Raw genomic sequence first — 19337 nt, 5'->3', positions numbered from 1 at the left:
GGGGCACGGAGACGACGACCTATGGCACTGGATACGGCAGATAAATCCCCTAAGAAAGGCGTGTGGAAATCGGGTAAGGGCAAGGGCCGCCGCCACACCAAGGGCCGTCAGTTGCAGGATCAGGCATGGGATGAGGTCAAGGCGCTGTTGGGCGATGCACCGCGCCGTGCCGATCTGCTGATCGAACATCTGCACAAGATTCAGGACCAGTATGGCCATCTGTCGGCGGCGCATCTGCGCGCCCTGGCGGAAGAAATGCGCATGTCGATGGCCGAGGTTTACGAGGTTGCGACGTTCTACGCCCATTTCGACGTGGTGAAGGAGGGTGAGGCACCGCCCCCCGCGCTGACGATCCGGGTGTGCGATTCCCTGTCGTGCGAACTGGCGGGCGCGCAGGCGCTGAAAGCAGCACTGGAAGACGGGCTCGATCCGGCTGAGGTCCGGGTCTTGCGGGCACCCTGCATGGGGCGCTGTGACACGGCCCCGGTGTTGGAGCTGGGGCATGCCCATATCGACCACGCGACGCCTGACAAGGTTCAGGCGGCGATTGTGGCCGGGGACACTCACGCCCATGTGCCTGCCTATCAGGACTATGCTGCCTATGTGGCCGAAGGCGGCTATGCCGCGCTCAAAAACTTGCGGGCGCAAGGCAATTGGGAGGCGGTTCAGGACAAGGTTCTGGCCTCTGGCCTGCGTGGGTTGGGGGGTGCCGGCTTCCCATCCGGCAAGAAGTGGGGCTTTGTGCGGGCCAACGAAGGGCCGCGCTATCTGGCCGTGAACGGTGACGAGGGCGAGCCCGGAACATTCAAGGATCGCTATTACTTAGAGCGCGTTCCTCATCTTTTTCTTGAAGGTATGCTGATCGCTGCTTGGGCGGTTGAGGCAGAGACGGCCTTTATTTACATGCGGGATGAATACCCCGCTGTTCTGGATATATTGCGCCGCGAGATCAAGGCGTTGGAAGAGGCCGGTATCGTGGAGCCCGGCTACATCGATCTGCGCCGGGGCGCCGGGGCCTATATCTGCGGCGAAGAGAGCGCGATGATCGAAAGCATCGAAGGCAAGCGCGGCATGCCGCGGCATCGCCCGCCGTTTGTGGCGCAGGTTGGTGTCTTTGGCCGCCCGACGCTGGTGCACAATGTGGAAACCCTGCACTGGGTCGCGCGCATCTGCCGTGAGGGGCCGGAGGTGCTGAGCGCGACGGAGAAAAACGGTCGCAAAGGTCTGCGCAGCTATTCCGTTTCGGGCCGTGTTGCCGCGCCCGGTGTCTACCTGCTGCCTGCCGGATCGACGATCACCGACATCATTGAGGCCGCAGGCGGCATGGCAGAGGGCCATGCCTTCAAGGCGTACCAGCCTGGCGGTCCGTCCTCTGGATTGTTGCCAGCCTCCCTCAATGACGTGCCGTTGGATTTTGACACGCTGCAGCCTCTGGGGTCCTTTATCGGCTCCGCTGCGGTTGTTGTTCTGTCTGATCACGATTCGGCCCGTGCCGCGGCGCTGAACATGCTGCGATTTTTCGAAGACGAAAGCTGTGGCCAGTGCACCCCCTGTCGGGTGGGTTGCGAAAAGGCGGTGAAACTGATGCAGCAGGACAGCTGGGATCAGGATCTGCTGGAAGAGTTGAGCACGGCCATGGTGGATGCCTCCATCTGCGGGCTGGGGCAGGCGGCGCCGAACCCCATCCGACTGGTCATGAAGCATTTCCCGGAGGAAATCTGAGCGCGAGTGCTGCTCTTTCCCTTCGCTGAAAATCCCCTTAGATGAGGGAGAAAGGCTACGGGGGCAGGCATGGCATTCTTTAAGAAGCTGAAGGATCGGTTGTTCAAGTCGTCGTCGAAAATCGACGAGGGGCTTGAGGCGATTGTCGAAGACGGCGGCGTAGAAGAGGTTGTTGCACCCGACGTGTCGGAGACGCAACCCGCCCAGGAAAGCGCCGAACGTCCCGCAGAAGCGCCGCAGCCGATCGACCCGCAGGTGGGGACAGCAGCCAGCGAGACCGTTGTCTCCGATGAAGTGTCGCCTGCGCTGCCTGAAGCAGAGCCAGCCGTGACAGAATCCACATCCGAAGCGGTGCAGGAAGCTGTTGACCCACGCCCTACTGTGGAAGATTTTCAACCCGAACCCGAACCCGAACCCGAACCCGAACCCGAACCCGAACCCGAACCCGAACCCGAACCCGAACCCGAACCCGAACCGACGGTTCTACCGCGCAATCCGGCGCCGGTCGCCGAGGCGCTGACACAGAAGGTGCAACCAGAGGATAGCAAAAGGCCGGGTCTTCTCGGTCGGTTGATGGGCCGTTCCAGCGACAAGACTGTGGTGCGTCGTACGCTGGATGATGCGATGCTGGAGCAGCTGGAAGAGTTGCTGATCACCGCCGACATGGGCGTTGATACGGCGCTGCGGGTGGTGGCGAATATGGCAGAGGGGCATTTGGGCCGGAAACTGTCGGTTCAGGAAATCAAGGAGCTTATGGCTGCGGAGATTGCCCGGATCATGGATCCGGTGGCCAAACCTCTACCGCTTTATCCCCGCACACCGCAGGTGGTTTTGGTGGTTGGCGTCAACGGGTCCGGCAAAACCACTACGATTGGGAAACTGGCCAGCCAGTTCCGTGCGGCAGGCAAGAAGGTCGTGATTGCCGCGGGCGATACATTCCGCGCGGCGGCGGTCGAACAGTTGCAAGTCTGGGGGGAGCGCGCGGGGGTGCCTGTGCTTACGGCGCCCGAAGGCTCTGACCCGGCGAGCCTGGCGTTTGACGCAATGACCCAGGCGCAGGCCGATGGCGCGGATTTGCTGTTGATCGACACGGCGGGTCGTTTGCAGAACCGCACGGATCTGATGGAAGAGCTGGCCAAGATCGTGAGGGTGATCCGTAAAAAAGACGAGTCTGCGCCGCACAACACGTTGCTGGTGCTGGATGCCACCACCGGCCAGAACGCGCTCAATCAGGTGAAGGTGTTCCGCGACATCTCGGACGTTTCGGGCCTGGTGATGACGAAACTAGACGGCACAGCAAAGGGCGGCGTGCTGGTGGCACTGGCAGACAAGTTCGGCCTGCCGATCCATGCGATTGGCGTGGGAGAGCAGATCGACGATCTGGATGCCTTTGATCCGGAAGATTTTGCGGATGCCTTGATGGGCCTTGAGCGCGCATGATCACGAAGCAACGGTGGGCTGAAGCCCACCCTACCTGCCTGTCACCACCCTCTACCCCAGCAGGTAAGGTGGGCTTCAGGCCACCGATTGGCCGGGGCGCAGGGTGACAGATTGGCTGATTTCAATCGAGGGGACCGAAACCGGTCATCAGGTGGCGCTGGGGCTTGCCTTGATGGCCGCCTTTTTGCACGCGGTCTTTGGCGCGCTGCAAAAGGGCCGGCATGATCCCTGGCTGACCCGCGGGGCCATTGATTTCTGCTACATGGCCATGGCGGTGCCCTTTGCCCTCTTTGTTGTGCCGTGGCCAGAACCGCATATGTGGCCAATCTTTGCCGCCGTCTGGGTAATCCATGTGATCTACAAATTGCTGCAGGCCTGGGCCTATACCAAGGGGGCCTATACGGTCGTCTATCCGGTTGTGCGTGGCACCGGGCCGCTCTTCACGGTGATCGGCGCCTATCTCATCTTTGGGGAGACTTTCACCGGCGTCCAATGGATCGGTGTGGCCGTTCTGCTGGCCGGTATCTTTGGTCTCGCGATCTACAACATGGTGTTCCTGGTGTCAGAGCGGGAAACGCTGAACGCGGCGCTTGGGCTGGCGGTCCTTACCGGTCTCTTTGTGGCGCTCTATACGACCTATGATGCCTACGGTATCCGGGCGACGGCAAATCCTTTCACCTTTCTGGCCTGGTTTTTCATGATTGACGGGTTTTTCATGCCCTTTGTCGCCGCCCTGCGCTGGCTCCGGATGCCTGACCGACCGACATTGGGCCCGCTGATGGCGCGCGGTTTGGTGGGCGGGTTGGTCGCGCCGTTGAGCTTTGGTGCGGTGATGATGGCCACACGGCTCGACAAGGTCGGCGAGGCGGCCGTGCTGCGCGAGACCTCGACCGTTTTTGCGGCCGTCATCGGATGGCTGTTCCTGAAAGAAACGGTTGGCCCGCGGCGGATTGCCCTGATGGCATTGATTGCGCTGGGCGCTGTGATAGTTGAGATGGGCGGATAGGAAGAATTGATGTCAGACGCGAAACCGGTGAACCCGATTGTGAAACAAGTGCTCGAACTGGGGCCTACGATTCTGTTTTTCCTGATCTATCTGCGGATCAAGGAAGACGTCTTCGTGATTGGCGGCACCGAGTATACGGGCTTCATCATCGCTGCCCTGGTCTTTGTGCCGATCCTTCTGGTGGCCATGGCGATTCTGTGGAAATTAACCGGACAGCTGAGCCGGATGCAGGTTTTCACGGCTATCATGGTGATCTTTTTCGGCGGTTTGACTGCCTGGTTCAACGACGAACGCTTCTTCAAGATGAAGACCACGATTGTCTATGGATTGTTTGCGGCACTGCTCGGGATTGGGCTGCTGCGCGGGCAGTCTTATCTGGCCTACGTGATGAACGAAATGATGCCGATGCGGGACGAGGGCTGGATGATCCTGACCCGCAGGCTCTGTGCGGCTTTTGCTGCATTGGCGGTGGCAAACGAAATCGTCTGGCGCACGATGTCCACGGATGCCTGGGTCAAGATCGAAACCTTCGGCTTCCCCGTGGCGTTGATGGCTTTTCTGATGTGGCAGTTCACCACGCTGCAAAGCTATCTGATCACAGATGAAAGCGAAGACCCTAGTTAACCATCAACTCTTCAGGAGTCATTGATTTGACTGGTGGGCGGGGACGCACCGAGTTTGGACCAACGGCGCGCGCGACCTTGCGAGCCAGATCAACAGAAATCGCTGCCTCCAGGGCAAGGCGAAACCGTGAACTGCGCTTGCACTTCTGACGTAGATCGTCGAAGCGCCATTCCAGCACTTCGGCTCCTGGCTCCAACCAGGTAGAAGCCGAACTGGGTTGTCCGATGAGAAAGGCAATCTCGCCCAGAAAGAATTGGGGCGGTAGAATGAATTCATTGTCACCCTTCTGCAGCCGCGTTGCGCCGGAAATCACGTAGTAGAGCCGCGAACCAGCCATCCCTTCCGTTGTGACCTGCCGTTCATCATCGACCCTGTAGCGGCTTGCCAGCTTCATCAGGCTGCGGAAATCTCCCGGCGGCAGGGGCGGAAAGTCCCGGTATATATCCGCATGCGCCCGCGGGATCGCCAGCCGGGACCGGCGTGCCAGCAGGCTTGAGAGGCCGATCAGGTTTGCGCTGCCGATCATCAGGCTGACGTAAATCGCCTCCCACAGGGGCGTGGCTGCCACGGTTGCATAGTAGAGAATGTAAACGGATGTGCCCGACAGGATCAGAAGGCGCAGCACGATCTGGTTGATGGTGATGAGCCCCGCCACGTACAGCGCGCCCGCCAGATAGACGAGTATCCCAGGCGAATACATCCATTCATTTACGGTCAATTTCGGCAACCCCCCAAAAACATCTGGCGAGTTTGCGCGAAAATCCCGCATTCAAGCAAAGAAAATCATCACCCTGTGCGCCAAAGTGCAGATTTTGCAGCGTGGCGTTGCAAATTGCGCGCGTGTCTGCGGTGCCGTTGTCTCTCAACATTGCTATGCCGTTCAGGCGCTCAATACGCAGGTTTCTTGGCTTTGATGCCGGTGGAGGCGGTCTGAAACAGGCCGGCTTTGGCGCGGAGAACCTGCGCGGCAGCGGCTAATCTCCCCGCGTCGAGGTTTTTGGGCAGCGCGCGCGCGGGCGGTTTGACAAGACGAGACCATCTTGGGTCCGGCGTGTCCGGCAGCAGCTGGGCAAGTCGCGCCTGCGGCAGGCCGAGCGGATCACGCAGCAGCCGGGAATAGAGCGCCATTACGCCCGGACGCCGGTAGCTGGACCAGTGGCACACGCGTCGTTCCGGTGCTGCAATGGGCAGTCCCAGGGTCGCGAGCCCTGACAGCGTGTCCGCGCAGTCGAGTTGCAGGTTGACGACATTTGGCAGATCGATCCCGAGACCGATGGCCCGGTCTTGTCCGCCCGGCGCGGCAACCAGACGCTCAAACGCCAGATCAAAGAGATCGTTTTCCCGGCTTGTGACATTGAAGACTTCCACAGAGCGTCCGGCCTGCGTGCGCAGCATTGTCTCCGCATGGCTTGTAAAACTTGCGCCGGTCAGCAGCACCATGCGCTGAACGGCCTGCGACGGTAGGTGCCCAAGCGCGGACAGCGCGATTTCCGCACCCATGGAGTGTGCTATAATATGAGTTGGCCTCTTGGGGGCTGCGCCTTTCAGAACCTCCACCAGTTGTGCAAGGGTCCGTCCCAGATTTGCCGCCCGGCGGTGCACCTGCGCAAGCGGGCCGCGTGCGTACCAGCCAAAAGCAATGCCCAGACCTTCCTCTTGGAAACCGGTATTATACCCCAGCGATGCGGGCCAACCGTGCGCGCTGTCACGAAATATTTTCTTGTGAGGGCAATGGTTTGTGCTCTCAGGGGCGTATTTGAACCCGTGGATCATGATGATCGCGGGGCCGGGTGCAGCGCGTGTCGCCCGGACTGCGTCAGGTACCGGTGTCGCCCTACGGTGCAGTGTCAGCATCCCGTCACGGGCGTTGATCCTGAGCAACGGCATGGCCTGCCCCTTCTACAAGATATTGTGGTTGAGCTATCTCAAATACATACGACAGGGGCGTGAATTTACTGTTACAGCACCGTGACGGTGTTGACGTGCAACACCCTTTGTTCTAGCTGTGCCCGCGTGGCGATTTGTTACCGGATTGCGGGCCACTTTAAATATTCCGCTAAAAGGTCACCGATGAGGGAACCCCGTCGCGTTGACCGCGTCTGGGGTTTTTTTGTGCCCGATGAGGGCTGGAGATGAAGACATGACACGCAATTTGAAACCACGCTCCCGCGCCGTCCATAGCGGTACGCGCCGCAGCCAGTATGGCGAAGTATCCGAGGCTATTTTTCTCACACAGGGATTTGTCTACGACACGGCCGAGGCCGCCGAGGCGCGGTTTCTCGAGGCTGGACCGGATGAGTTTATCTACGCCCGCTACGGCAATCCGACGGTTGCAATGTTCGAAGAACGCATCGCCGCGCTGGAGGGGGCGGAAGACGCCTTCGCCACGGCCTCCGGCATGGCGGCGGTGTCGGGCGCGCTGACATCAATGCTCAAGGCTGGCGATCATGTCGTGTCCGCCCGCGCCTTGTTCGGGTCCTGTCTTTATGTCCTCGAAGAGGTGCTGACCCGCTTTGGTGTCGAGGTGACATTTGTCGATGGCACCGATCTTGCGGCATGGGAAGCAGCGATCCGGGACGACACCGCAGCGGTGTTTTTCGAATCCATTTCGAACCCGACACTGCAGGTTGTGGACATCGCCGGTGTCGCCGCACTTGCCCATGCCAAGGGGGCCAAGGTGCTGGTAGATAACGTTTTTGCGACGCCGGTCTGGTCAGACGCCGTGGCGCAGGGTGCTGATGTGGTGATCTATTCCGCGACCAAACACATTGACGGACAGGGTCGCGCGCTGGGGGGCGTGATCCTTGGCACGCAGGAGTTCATCCGCAAGACCGTTGAGCCTTATATGAAACACACGGGCGGATCGATGAGCCCCTTTACGGCCTGGGTGATGCTCAAGGGATTGGAGACGCTCGATCTACGGGTCCGCGCCCAGACCACCAATGCAACCACCATCGCGGAGGCGTTGCAGGGTCACGCAAAACTCTCGCGGGTGATCTATCCCGGCCATAGCAGCCACGCGCAAAGTAATCTGGTGCAGCGCCAGATGGGGCAGGGCGGCACGGTGCTGTCGATTGACCTGAAAGCGGGCAAGGACGCGGCCTTTCGCTTTCTGAACGCGATCGAGGTTGGCGTGATCTCCAACAATCTGGGCGACGCAAAAACCATCATGACCCACCCGGCAACCACGACCCACCAGCGCCTGCCGCAGGATCAGAAGGATGCCTTGGGGATCACCGACGGTCTGGTGCGCATCAGCGTTGGCATCGAAGATCCCGAGGATCTGGTGGCTGACATTCTGCAAGCGCTGGAGACGGCCTGACGAAACTGACAACGCGCGCCAGATTTTCCCCTTGTCAGGAATTTTGTGTGAAAACTGATCTTGTTGCTTGATCCTGACGTATTTGTGAGGAGAGTTGGCCGGGCCGCCTGCGCGCCCTATCTTTAAGTCAGACGCCGTCATGAGGGACATAGCGATGAACATCCACACACCCGTACTTGATGCCACACCGGATCGCGAGGAAGCAGAAACAGCGCTCGCCATTCTCCGAAACTGGGCAAAAGGCGCGACGACCACTGAAATTCTTGAGCTGGACCCCTCGGTTGCGCGGCTCATCCCGGGCAGCGACACGGTCGCCTATCCAGCGTTTTCACGTGACTATCCGGAAGATTTTGCGACCGATGACGGCTATAAATCCACGCTGCCTGATTTGCAGAACGGGCCGTCCAGCCTCATTCGTGGCGCGAAACAGCAGATCCAGCATGTGGGTATTTCGAATTTTAGGCTGCCCATCCGGTTTCATACCCGGGATAACGGTGATCTGACATTGGAGACATCGGTAACCGGTTCTGTCAGCCTTGAGGCCGACAAGAAGGGCATCAACATGTCCCGTATCATGCGGTCGTTCTACAAGCACGCCGAAGAGACCTTCAGTTTCGAGGTGATCGAGGGCGCGCTGGACGATTACATTACCGACCTGGAGAGTTTTGACGCACGCATCCAGATGCGGTTCAGTTTTCCGATGAAAGTCGACAGCCTGCGCTCCGGCCTGTCGGGCTATCAGTATTATGATATCGCGCTGGAACTGGTGGAGCAGGGCGGCGTGCGCAAGAAGATCATGCACCTCGACTATGTGTATTCTTCGACCTGCCCCTGTTCCCTGGAGCTGTCGGAACACGCGCGCGCCACCCGCGGGCAGCTGGCCACGCCACATTCGCAACGCTCTGTTGCGCGTGTGTCGGTGGAGATCGATGAAAATGCGGGATGCCTGTGGTTCGAAGATCTGATCGAAGCCTGCCGCCGCGCTGTGCCCACGGAAACGCAGGTCATGGTCAAGCGCGAGGACGAACAGGCCTTTGCCGAGCTGAACGCGGCCAACCCGATCTTTGTCGAAGATGCGGCGCGGCTTTTCTGCGAACAGATGCAGGCCGACGTGCGGGTCGGTGATTTCCGGATCATCGCCAGCCATCAGGAAAGCCTGCACAGCCACGACGCGGTCAGCATCCTGGTGGAAGGCGAGACGTTTGCTGCAGAAAGCCTTGATCCAAAGCTCTTCAACACGCTGTTCCACGTCGGCTGATACCGTCGACGTCGAGATCTGAAAAACCGCGTCCCTCCGGGCGCGGTTTTTTGCTGCGCTGCGGCACGATCCGATAGCGGCTATGCATAAGTTGCAATTCTCATTTGAGAAGCAACGCCTTATGTTAGGCGCAACGGGAGGAGACTTTATACTGAGTAAGGATCTCCAATGGCATATCACTCTACACATATCGACAGCGGTTTCGGTCGCACCCTTCACGGCATATACAGCGCAGTACGCGGATTTCTGTCCTCCGTCGGCACAGCGATGATCGTGTCGAGCTCTTACACCGCGCGCGTCAACAAGGTGCAGGCGCTGCAGGCGAAGTCTGACGAAGAGCTGGCGGCGATGAACATCAAGCGCGACGACATCGTTCATCACGTCTTTCACGACCTCTATTACATCTGACGCGCGGGTCTCTATCGCATCCGCTTGACACTGCCGGTGCGCGCGGCCAACCCTGCGCGCATGTTGGACTTGCGCCCCGTTGGATATGTGATCGGTCTGCTGGTTGCCGTGCTGGGCGCGGCGATGTTGCTGCCGATGCTGGTCGATATCGCGGAAGGCCGCGATCATTGGCCGGTGTTCATCCAGTCGGCGCTGATCACTATGCTCGCGGGCGGGTTGATCGCGCTGGCCTGCGCAAACGGCGTGAAAGAAGGTCTCACGATTCAGCAGACCTTTCTGCTCACCACCGGTGTCTGGGTGGCGCTGCCGCTTTTTGGTGCCTTGCCCTTTATTTTTGGTGCGACCGAAGCCCGCTTTGTCGATGCATTTTTCGAGGCGATGTCGGGACTGACCACCACGGGCTCCACGGTGTTTTCCGGCCTGCAGGACCTGCCCAAGGGGCTGCTGCTGTGGCGCGGCATTCTGCAGTGGCTGGGGGGTATCGGCATCATCGTTGTGGCGATGGTGTTCCTGCCCGAACTGCGTGTTGGCGGCATGCAAATCTTCAAGTCCGAATCTTTTGATACCATGGGGAAAATCCTGCCCCGCGCAGGGCAGATCGCCAGCCAGATTTCCAGTATCTACCTTGGTCTGACGATGGTTTGCGCGCTCAGCTATCTTGTTCTTGGCATGAACGCCTTTGACGCAACCGTACATGCGCTGACCACGGTGTCGACGGGTGGGTTCGCAAATTACGACGCGTCTTTTGGCGTTTTCAAAGGCAACCTGGAGATTGCGGCCGCGTTTTTCATGATCCTCGCGGCCCTGCCTTTCGTGCGTTACGTGCAGCTAATCAACGGTCAGGCCGCGCCGCTGTGGCGGGACAGCCAGATACGGGTCTTTGTCCTGACACTGCTGGTCATCGTGGCCATCATGTCGGCCGTTCTGTTCCAGATGTTTCCGCAGGAATGGGGCAGATCATCCCGCGAGGCGCTGTTCAACGTGACCTCGATCATCACCGGCACCGGTTATGCCTCGGCCAACTACATGACATGGGGTGCCTTGCCGATTGCGATGTTCTTTTTCATCGGTCTGATCGGGGGCTGCGCGGGCTCCACCACCTGTTCAATCAAGGTCTTTCGCTACCAACTGCTTTTTGCCTCCATCAAGATGCAGCTGCGGCGCATCCGCTCGCCTAATGGCGTTTTTGTCGTCCGCTATGACAAACGCCCTGTGGGTGAGGATGTCCTCAGTTCGGTGATCTCCTTTTTCATGTTCTTCGTGGTGACACTGGGGCTTCTTGCCGTCGCCCTCAGCCTGACCGGCCTTGATTTCATCACATCGCTGTCGGGGGCCGCCACGGCCCTCTCCAACGTCGGCCCCGGCCTTGGGGATAAAATCGGGCCTGCCGGGAATTTTGCTGGCCTGAACGACACCGCCAAATGGCTGTTGTCTCTCGCCATGCTGCTGGGACGCCTCGAACTTCTGGCCGTCTACGCCATTCTGACCGTTAGCTTCTGGAGAGACTGATATGCAAAGGCCGCTGGGCGCGCAGATTTCGCACATGCTCAAGGATCGTGGGGTCGATGTGATCTTTGGCATTCCCGGTGTGCACAATCAGGAAATGTACCGCGGGATCGAAGAGGCGGGCATCACCCACGTGTTGGCGCGGCACGAACAGGGCGCGGGTTTCATGGCGGACGGTTATGCGCGCGCAACCGGCAAGCCCGGGGTGGCCTATGTGATCACCGGGCCGGGGCTGTGCAACATCATGACGCCAATGGGACAGGCCTATTCGGATTCGGTGCCGATGCTGGTGATTTCCAGCTGCCTCGACGAGGTTGCTGCCCGCAAGGGGCAGCTGCACCAGATGAAAGACCAGCGCGCGGCAGCCGAGACGGTTTGTGACTGGTCAGAGGAAGCGCAAACGTCGGATGCTGCCTATGCTTTGGTGGCGCGCGCTTTTGCGGAATTTCAGACGCAAAGCCCACTGCCAAAGCACATTCAGGTACCCATTGCACAGCTGGTTGCGGATGCCGATCCAGCACCACCCGCGCCGCGCGCCATGCGGCTGCCTGGCGTCAATCAGGACGCTGTGGCGACCGCCGCAAAGCAAATCGGCAATGCTCAGCGACCGCTTTTTGTCTTTGGGGGTGGTGCTGTTCGGGCAGGTGGCAAAGACGGTCCGGCGCGCGCGGTTCTTGAGAGGTCGAAAGCTGCATCCTTTACCAGCTATGCCGGGCGCGGGATCGCCTCGCCTGACGATCCGCTGCATTTTGGTGCTTCCCTCGCGCGACCGGGCAGTGCCGATATCTTCGCTCAGGCCGATCTTGTGATCTTTGTTGGCACGGATCTGGCGGAAGTGGACTTGTGGCGCGAGGAACCCGGCCACACGTGTCCAGCCATTCACGTCAATCTCGATCCGCAGGTGCTTGCGCGGGCCGAGGCAGCAGATGATGCCCATCAGGCAGACGCTTTTGGCTGGCTGACCACGCTTGCGGTCGCGCTGGAGGCGGCGCCGGGAACGACCGACTGGCGCGCCGATGATGTCGCCGCCACCCGCGCCCGCTGGCGGGCTGAAACCGATGCGGAGCGGCCCGGCATCGTGCCGATCTGTGACGCCCTGCGAGACGTCGTGCCAGCGGATACGATGATCTATTCCGACATGACCCAACTTGCCTATGTCGCCAAGGAGGTTTGGGACATGGATCGTCCCGGTCACTGGCATCACCCCTATGGCTTCGGCACGCTGGGCTATGCCACACCTGCGGCCATTGGTGGGGCTGTCGCGCGGCGTGGCAAACCGACGATGGCTATGATCGGGGACTACGGGTTCCATTACACGATGCAGGAGTTGGGCGTGGCGGTCGAACTGGGCCTGCCCATCCCGATCATCCTGTGGGACAACGGCAAACTTAAGGAAATCGAAGACAGCATGATCCGTGCGCAAATCGCGCCGAACGCTGTGGTCGCGCAAAACCCGGATTTCTGCAAATTAGCGGAAGCGTTTGGCGCCCGCGCGGCGGCTCCGAAAAGCCTTGAAGCTCTTCAGAACGCCGTCACGGAAGCTTTTGCGGCCCAAGGCCCGACGCTGATTTACATCACGCCGGAACTGACCGAGTAGCGCCAGTTACTGATAGTCGGAATAGGCGCGTTGAATAAGCCGCTGAGCGCAGCCTTCATGTGCGGTATTCACGATCAGATACCATACGGTTTCACCCGGACGGCCCGCGCGGGAATACTGGCATTTGTCCGGCGACGTCCACCATTGCCCGCGGTAGTTTGCAGGCGGCATCATTGGTGACGTGTAGGTCACCATCGTCGCTTTAGTCGAACCAGCCGAGATTCCTTCAGCGGAAACTGGCAGCGCAAGCGCTGAGCCGAGGGCCAGCGCCATAAAGTGTTTAAGCATCTCACTCACTCCATGCTCGTACCGAAATACGATGCGCCCCCACGCGAGCAGAGAATGGCGTTCGGGGATTAACGCATCGCAAATGATGGGGGTGAGGGGACCCTTTCTTTAGGGCAGATTTGAGACGATTTTGTGCTTATTCCCAGCAACTGACCAGCACGGTCATGCCCACGGCACGGGTAGTGATATCCTCGGGCGCCAGAGCTTCTGTGCCGCTACGGGCCCCTGGTACCAGACCGGCCTTTTCCATCACCTGCGCGATGGCTGACCCGGCGAGGGCAAAAGTCACCTCCTCGGGCAGTCGCCGCTCACCGCCGCCCCGGGGGAGCAGCATGCCAAGCACATTCCCGTTCGCATCAAAGACCGGGCCACCGGCATCGCCGGGCAGGCTGGTCAGGCTGAGACGGCTCAGGTCCTGCTCCCCGCGCAACCCTTTGAGATCGGCGAGCGTGCCGAAGGTCATGCTGGGGGCTTCGAGGATGCCTTCGTAGGAATAGCCGGCAACGGCAACATCGGACTGAAGCCGTGGCGGAATCGGGCTGAACTGCGCGACCTGCGGCGGGGCAAGCGTCTGGGCGGGCTTCAGGATGGCAATGCCCAGCCCTGCGTCCACTGTGCTCAGTTTCGCCTCGATCTCCTCGTCCAGCGTGATCCGCGTACAGCTTTGCACTGCATCGGATGTGGTGGCGACCGCGCCACTGCCATCCACGTAGAACCCCGAGCGGGACAGGCGCGGTTTGCGGATTTGCAGACCTGCGATCAGATCAATCTGTTGGTCCGCCGCGTTGCCTGCCGCGGCATCCAGCACGCCGGGCAGACGCGTAAAGCTCGCCTGCATCTCGGCCAGGACGCGCGTCCGACGCTCCTCGTCGCCCGCAGGCCAGATCAGGGTAAAACCTTTGATCTGGCCACCTTCGAGACGGGCGCGTGTTTCGCTCACAATCTCATCGCTGCGCCCGATGAGCAAAAAACTGTCGCGATCCAGCGACCGTTCGCCCTCCAGCGGCACGATCTCCAGCGTTTGCAGGATCTGGTAGAGGCCGGCGAGCGTGTTTCGGTCGCCTTCCTGGCTGATCAGGAGAACCCGCGCAACACCATCACTCTTTGCGTTGAACTGGGCAAAGGGCGGCTCGTAACGGTCCAGCGCCACGAGGGCGGTGGGCAGCACCAGTTCGATACCGGTCTTGCTATCTGCCACACGCTGCAAGTCCAGACCTTCGAGCACGGCGTTGTACTGTCCGATCAGAGCCGCGCGCTGCGCCGTTGTCAAAATGCCGGTGCCCTCAAATCCATTTGCCGCCTGCCAGGCCGCCATCGAATTGCGTGTGCCACGGCCAAAGGCACCATCAATCGCCCCATTGTAAAACCCGGCCCATTGCAACGCGATCTGCAGCCCGCGCCGTTCACCTGCGGTGAGGGTCCGCTCGCTCCGGCGGGCCTCGGCGGGGGTCTCATCCGGTAGGGCTGTGACCTGTTCCGGCACTTCTGGTGTTTCTTCGGTGGGGGCAGGTTGCTCCTCAGGGGTGATCTGTGGAGTTTCCTGCGGTGCGGGCGTCGTCAGCGCGCCGCGCCGCAACAGATCGGCATTCTGCGGATAGAATTGCTGACGCAACGACGTGCTGAAGGCAATGTAACTGTCTCGTGGGATCAGCCCTTCGGCGCGGTAAACGCGCAAGACCTGCTGCGCATCTTCGGCAGTATAGGGACCCAGCACGATGCCGAACCAGCCGCCGCCCAGGGCAAAGCCGTTCACATCCTCAAGCCTGCGGGCGTAGTCCTCTGCCCGGTCAAGCCCGTCCTGCAGGTTCGGCTGCGCTTCGATCTGCACCCAAACGACCGCCTCTGCGGATTGCGCGCGCGCGCCCTGTCCGACCGTGGCAAAAAGCGCCACACATACCATCAAAAACCGCATCATTAGACCGCTCACCTCTGGGCTTTGGAAATTCGGCATAGATAATCAGGAAACCACGCCGTTTACCATATGATGAAGGCCCGAAATATCAGTCGTGGCGCGATTGACGCACCCGGCACACACACGTAGGAAAGGCGCGCAAGACCAGCCCGAGGCTCCACCCCCATGTCCGATACGACCACTGCGCCGAAATCCTTTCAGGAAATCATCCTGCGGCTCCAGAACTACTGGGCCGCAAAGGGCTGCGCGGTGCTGCAACCCTACGACATGGAAGTGGGTGCGGGCACCTTCCACCCGGCGACCACCTTGCGGTCTTTGGGCACGCAGCCCTGGGCCGCGGCCTATGTGCAGCCCTCGCGCCGCCCGACCGACGGGCGCTATGGCGAAAACCCGAACCGGCTGCAGCACTACTACCAGTATCAGGTGCTGATCAAACCCAGCCCGCCCGACCTGCAGGAGCTTTATCTGGGTTCACTGGAGGCCATCGGCATCGATATGGCCCTGCATGACATCCGTTTTGTCGAGGATGACTGGGAAAGCCCGACGCTGGGCGCCTGGGGCTTGGGCTGGGAGGTCTGGTGCGACGGGATGGAGGTCAGCCAGTTCACCTATTTCCAACAGGTGGGCGGGCATGACTGCCACCCCGTGTCGGGCGAGCTGACCTACGGGCTCGAACGGCTGGCGATGTATGTGCTGGGCGTTGATCATGTGATGGACATGCCCTTTAACGATCCGCAGACACCGATCCCGCTCAGCTATGGTGATGTGTTCAAGCAGACCGAAGAGGAATATGCGCGCTGGAATTTCGACGTTGCGGATACAGACGTGCTGCTGCGTCATTTCGACGAGGCAGAGACCCATTGCCGCGAAATCCTTGAGGCGCCGCACGACGACCCAAAGACCGGCACGCGCATCGTCATGGTACATCCCGCTTACGATCAATGCATTAAGGCGAGCCATCTGTTCAACCTGCTCGATGCGCGTGGCGTGATCTCGGTCACCGAGCGGCAGGCCTACATCGGGCGGGTACGGGCGCTGGCCAAGCTGTGTGCCGATGCTTTCGTGCAGACGGCGGCCGGCGGCTGGCAGCCGGAGGGCGCCGCGTGAGCTATTCCAACGCAACGCCCGTGATCCGCGTGTCGGACTATGCGCGCGCCAAAACCTTCTACACCGACCTGCTGGGCTTTGAGGCGAAGGAAGAGGCGGGCGAGCCGGTGGTCGGGTTCGGCATTTTCCGCGCTGGAGACGCACAGATTTTCCTGGTGTCCTGGGACGGGCCAGAGGCGGCCTATGACAAGTGGCGTGCCTACTTTTATCCACGTGATTTCAATGGTCTGGTCGCGCATCTTACGGCGCGTGGGCAGGCGTTCAAGGGACCTCGGGTGACCGAATACGGCATGCGCGAGATCGAGGTGACCGACCCCGACGGCAATGTCCTGTGCTTCGGGCAAGACGCGGGATGAACGGCAAGATCGTGGGCAGTGTCATCCTGATCTCGGCCGTCGTTGCGGGGGCAGCGCTCTATTACTTGCAGGTCTACGGTTTCTATGAAGAAGTCACCGCCGAGATGACGGAGGTGCAGCTGGTTTCGCTGACGTCGGGCGTCCCAGAGCCGATCCGGACCGAGGCCATCGACGCCATCGATGCCGACAGCTCGCCCATCCGCTTTCGGGCCTGTTTCAAGACCCCTGCCAGCCTGCCCTTTCTGACCGAAACCTACGTGAGCCTCGAACGGGTCACGCCGCGCAACGCGCCCGACTGGTTCGACTGCTTTGATGCCGCGGCCATCGCGGCAGAGATGCAGGCCGGTACCGCGCTGCCGTTTCTGGGTCAGAAAAACGTGGCCTTCGGAGTCGACCGGATCGTGGTGATCACTGACGATGGCCGCGGCTACATCTGGCACGAGCTGAACGATTGTGGCGAAAAAGCCTACGACGGAACGATTGTGGGCGAGGAATGCCCCAGACTGGATGAAAACTGATGCCCGACCTGTTGATCGAACTCTTCTCCGAGGAAATTCCCGCGCGCATGCAGCGCCGCGCAGCGCAGGATCTGAAAAAGATGGTCACGGATGGCATGGTCGAAGCGGGTCTGACCTATGCGTCGGCTGCGGAGTTTTCGACGCCACGTCGTCTCACCCTCACCGTTGAGGGTGTTCTGGCCAACAGCCCGACGACGGTCGAGGAGCGTAAGGGCCCGCGCGCCGATGCTCCCGAAAAGGCAATCGAGGGTTTCCTGCGCGGGGCCGGGCTGACACGCGACCAGCTGGAAGAGCGTGAGACACCCAAAGGCCCCGTGCTGTTTGCGCGGATCGAGAAACAGGGGCGGTCGGCGGCGGAGATCGTCGCGGAAGTGTTGGAAAAGACGATCCGCACCTTCCCCTGGCCGAAATCCATGCGCTGGGGCGCGGGGTCTTTGCGCTGGGTGCGCCCGCTGCATTCCATCCTTTGCATCCTGAGCGACGAGGCCGGGGCAGAGGTGGTGCCGTTGGAGATCGAGGGGATCGTTGCGGGGGATCGAACCGCGGGGCATCGGTTCATGTCGCCTGACCGGTTTTCCGTCGTGAATTTCGATGATTACACGGCAAAGCTCAAGCGTGCTTACGTCGTGCTCGACCCCGCTGAACGCGCGGATGTGATCTGGCATGACGCGACCAACATGGCCTTTGCCAGCGGTCTGGAACTGGTCGAGGACAAGGGCCTGCTGGCCGAGGTTGCGGGGCTGGTGGAATGGCCCGTGGTGCTGATGGGCCGGATCGCGGATGACTTTCTGGACCTGCCGCCCGAGGTGCTGCAGACCTCGATGAAGGAGCACCAGAAATTCTTTTCCGTACGCAATCCCAAGACCGGGCGGATTGAGCGTTTCATCACCGTGGCCAATCGCGAGACGGCGGACAATGGCGCGACCATTCTGGCTGGCAATGAAAAGGTGCTCTCGGCCCGGCTGGCGGATGCCAAGTTCTTCTGGGAGAACGACCTGCGCGTCGCCAAGGCGGGGATGGAGCCGTGGCTGGAGCAGCTCAAAAACGTGACCTTCCACGCCAAGCTCGGCACGCAAGCGGAGCGCATCGACCGCATCGCCGCGCTGGCCCGCGTACTGGCCCCGACGGTGGGGGCGCATGCAGATCAGGCCGAACGGGCCGCGCGTCTGGCCAAGGCCGACCTGAGTTCCGAGATGGTTTACGAATTCCCTGAGCTTCAAGGGCTTATGGGGCGTTATTACATTGCCGCAGCGGGCGAAGATGCAGCGGTCGCGGCAGCAGCAGAAGAACACTATTCGCCACTTGGTCCGTCCGATGAGGTGCCCACCGCGCCGGTGTCGGTCGCCGTAGCGTTGGCCGACAAGATCGACACGCTAGCAGGGTTCTGGGCGATTGACGAGAAACCGACCGGGAGTAAGGACCCCTTTGCGCTGCGGCGGGCCGCGTTGGGAGTTGTTCGGATTGTTCTGGAAAATGATACGACGCTTCAACTTGGGGATGGTATCGGGAATCACATTGTTGAACTGGTGCGCAGATGGGGGGCTCGTTGGCGCGTTTACTATCTCGCTGGTGAGTTGGAGGGTAGAGACCATTGGCAACCTGCGATGATAGTCGTTTCTGAAGACACGGTTATTGAAGAACCGTTTTCTTCGTATGAGACTAAGAAACTCTTTGATGCTGGTGAACTGGCTTGGGACGAAAAAGGCGAGAAACCGTTGCCGAAGCTACCGGAGATTTGTGCAAGTTTATTGTCATTTTTCCACGACCGTCTCAAAGTTTACCTGCGCGACCAAGGCATCCGCCATGACATCATCGACGCCTGTATCGCGATGGAGGGGAATGACGATCTGACCTTGCTGGTAAAGCGCGCGCGGGCGCTGTCGGACGCGCTCAAAACCGAGGATGGGGAAAACCTCATTCAGGGCTTCAAGCGGGCCAACAATATCCTGACGCAGGCCGAAGCGGCGGATGGGGTGGAGTATTCCTATGGCGCCGATGTCAAGTTCGCAGAGACCGACGAAGAACGGGCGCTCTTTGCCGCGTTGGACCAGGCCGAGGCACAGATCGAACCGGCGCTGCAACAGCAGGATTTCGCCACGGCCATGACCGCACTTGCAGGACTGCGCGGCCCGATTGATGCGTTTTTCGAGGCGGTGATGATCAATGCCGATAACGCCACGGTGCGGCGCAACCGGCTGAACCTGCTCAGCCGGATCACGAAACTCTGCACCTCCGTCGCCGATCTGACGCGCATCGAGGGCTGAGACTGGGCC

Annotated in this window: 17 protein-coding genes and 1 riboswitch; of the genes, 13 read left to right on the top strand and 4 right to left on the bottom strand. The window is 60.5% G+C overall.

Annotated features, from left to right (window positions below):
- Window positions 1-21 precede the first annotated feature (21 nt).
- From Q1A07_RS02915 to Q1A07_RS02900, 4 genes are all read left to right on the top strand, one after another.
- The gene (locus Q1A07_RS02915) at window positions 22-1722 is read left to right on the top strand and encodes an NAD(P)H-dependent oxidoreductase subunit E (RefSeq protein WP_299777669.1); all 1701 of its coding nucleotides are present in this window, start codon (window positions 22-24) and stop codon (window positions 1720-1722) included.
- 69 nt (window positions 1723-1791) lie between these two features.
- Window positions 1792-3162, top strand: coding sequence for a signal recognition particle-docking protein FtsY (gene ftsY, locus Q1A07_RS02910; protein WP_299777667.1), 1371 nt, complete (start codon window positions 1792-1794; stop codon window positions 3160-3162).
- Between the two features lie 103 nt (window positions 3163-3265).
- On the top strand, window positions 3266-4168 hold the full coding sequence (locus Q1A07_RS02905) for an EamA family transporter (protein WP_299777665.1): 903 nt from the start codon (window positions 3266-3268) through the stop codon (window positions 4166-4168).
- Between the two features lie 9 nt (window positions 4169-4177).
- Entirely contained in the window at window positions 4178-4792 is a 615-nt protein-coding gene (locus Q1A07_RS02900) for an inner membrane-spanning protein YciB (protein WP_299777663.1), read from the top strand.
- Here the strand turns inward: Q1A07_RS02900 and Q1A07_RS02895 are convergent.
- The gene (locus Q1A07_RS02895; protein WP_299777661.1) at window positions 4785-5492 is read right to left on the bottom strand and encodes a Crp/Fnr family transcriptional regulator; all 708 of its coding nucleotides are present in this window, start codon (window positions 5490-5492) and stop codon (window positions 4785-4787) included. The two genes, Q1A07_RS02900 and Q1A07_RS02895, sit on opposite strands and share 8 nt — an antisense overlap.
- A 188-nt stretch (window positions 5493-5680) precedes the next feature.
- Window positions 5681-6679, bottom strand: coding sequence for an alpha/beta hydrolase (locus Q1A07_RS02890; RefSeq protein WP_299777659.1), 999 nt, complete (start codon window positions 6677-6679; stop codon window positions 5681-5683).
- A 116-nt stretch (window positions 6680-6795) separates the two neighbouring features.
- A riboswitch (SAM riboswitch) is annotated at window positions 6796-6872 on the top strand.
- Window positions 6873-6932: 60 nt separating this feature from the next.
- Between Q1A07_RS02890 and metZ the strand changes: the two genes are divergently transcribed.
- The 5 genes from metZ to Q1A07_RS02865 all read left to right on the top strand — a co-directional run bounded on the left by metZ (window position 6933) and on the right by Q1A07_RS02865 (window position 12883).
- Window positions 6933-8114, top strand: a complete 1182-nt coding sequence (gene metZ, locus Q1A07_RS02885; RefSeq protein WP_299777657.1) for an O-succinylhomoserine sulfhydrylase — start codon at window positions 6933-6935, stop codon at window positions 8112-8114.
- Between the two features lie 154 nt (window positions 8115-8268).
- Window positions 8269-9372: a GTP cyclohydrolase FolE2 gene (folE2, locus tag Q1A07_RS02880; protein WP_299777655.1), complete on the top strand. Its 1104-nt coding sequence runs from the start codon at window positions 8269-8271 to the stop codon at window positions 9370-9372.
- Window positions 9373-9540: 168 nt separating this feature from the next.
- Window positions 9541-9780 carry a hypothetical protein gene (locus Q1A07_RS02875; protein WP_299777653.1) on the top strand — a complete coding sequence of 80 codons (240 nt, stop codon included), beginning with the start codon at window positions 9541-9543 and terminating at the stop codon, window positions 9778-9780.
- A gap of 60 nt (window positions 9781-9840) precedes the next feature.
- A complete protein-coding gene (locus Q1A07_RS02870; RefSeq protein ID WP_299777651.1) occupies window positions 9841-11289 on the top strand; it encodes a TrkH family potassium uptake protein in 1449 nt (482 codons plus the stop codon).
- Between the two features lies 1 nt (window position 11290).
- Window positions 11291-12883, top strand: a complete 1593-nt coding sequence (locus tag Q1A07_RS02865; protein WP_299777649.1) for a thiamine pyrophosphate-binding protein — start codon at window positions 11291-11293, stop codon at window positions 12881-12883.
- Between the two features lie 6 nt (window positions 12884-12889).
- On the opposite strand, the gene Q1A07_RS02860 is transcribed toward Q1A07_RS02865, so the two are convergent.
- Both Q1A07_RS02860 and Q1A07_RS02855 read right to left on the bottom strand, forming a co-directional pair.
- Window positions 12890-13171 (bottom strand): hypothetical protein, encoded by a 282-nt coding sequence (locus Q1A07_RS02860; RefSeq protein WP_299777647.1) that lies wholly within the window; start codon window positions 13169-13171, stop codon window positions 12890-12892.
- Between the two features lie 136 nt (window positions 13172-13307).
- On the bottom strand, window positions 13308-15086 hold the full coding sequence (locus tag Q1A07_RS02855; RefSeq protein ID WP_299777645.1) for a serine protease: 1779 nt from the start codon (window positions 15084-15086) through the stop codon (window positions 13308-13310).
- Window positions 15087-15248: 162 nt separating this feature from the next.
- Here Q1A07_RS02855 and Q1A07_RS02850 point away from each other — a divergent pair, with 162 nt between their 5' ends.
- Genes Q1A07_RS02850 through glyS form a run of 4 tightly spaced genes read left to right on the top strand, consistent with a single transcriptional unit; the run spans window position 15249 to window position 19328 of the window.
- Window positions 15249-16190 (top strand): glycine--tRNA ligase subunit alpha, encoded by a 942-nt coding sequence (locus Q1A07_RS02850; RefSeq protein WP_299777643.1) that lies wholly within the window; start codon window positions 15249-15251, stop codon window positions 16188-16190.
- Window positions 16187-16546, top strand: a complete 360-nt coding sequence (locus Q1A07_RS02845; protein ID WP_299777641.1) for a glyoxalase superfamily protein — start codon at window positions 16187-16189, stop codon at window positions 16544-16546. The genes Q1A07_RS02850 and Q1A07_RS02845 overlap by 4 nt, the downstream gene beginning before the upstream one ends.
- Complete coding sequence (locus tag Q1A07_RS02840; RefSeq protein WP_299777639.1) at window positions 16543-17064, top strand: DUF6446 family protein; 522 nt, start codon at window positions 16543-16545, stop codon at window positions 17062-17064. Before Q1A07_RS02845 ends, Q1A07_RS02840 begins: the two co-directional genes overlap by 4 nt.
- Window positions 17064-19328: a glycine--tRNA ligase subunit beta gene (glyS, locus tag Q1A07_RS02835; protein WP_299777637.1), complete on the top strand. Its 2265-nt coding sequence runs from the start codon at window positions 17064-17066 to the stop codon at window positions 19326-19328. The genes Q1A07_RS02840 and glyS overlap by 1 nt, the downstream gene beginning before the upstream one ends.
- Window positions 19329-19337 lie beyond the last annotated feature (9 nt).

Origin of the sequence: uncultured Roseobacter sp. (assembly GCF_947492555.1) — a bacterium.
Classification (GTDB): Bacteria; Pseudomonadota; Alphaproteobacteria; order Rhodobacterales; family Rhodobacteraceae; genus Roseobacter.
The sequence above is the reverse complement of the archived record's forward strand: the minus strand, read 5'-3'. Positions and strand labels throughout refer to the sequence as shown.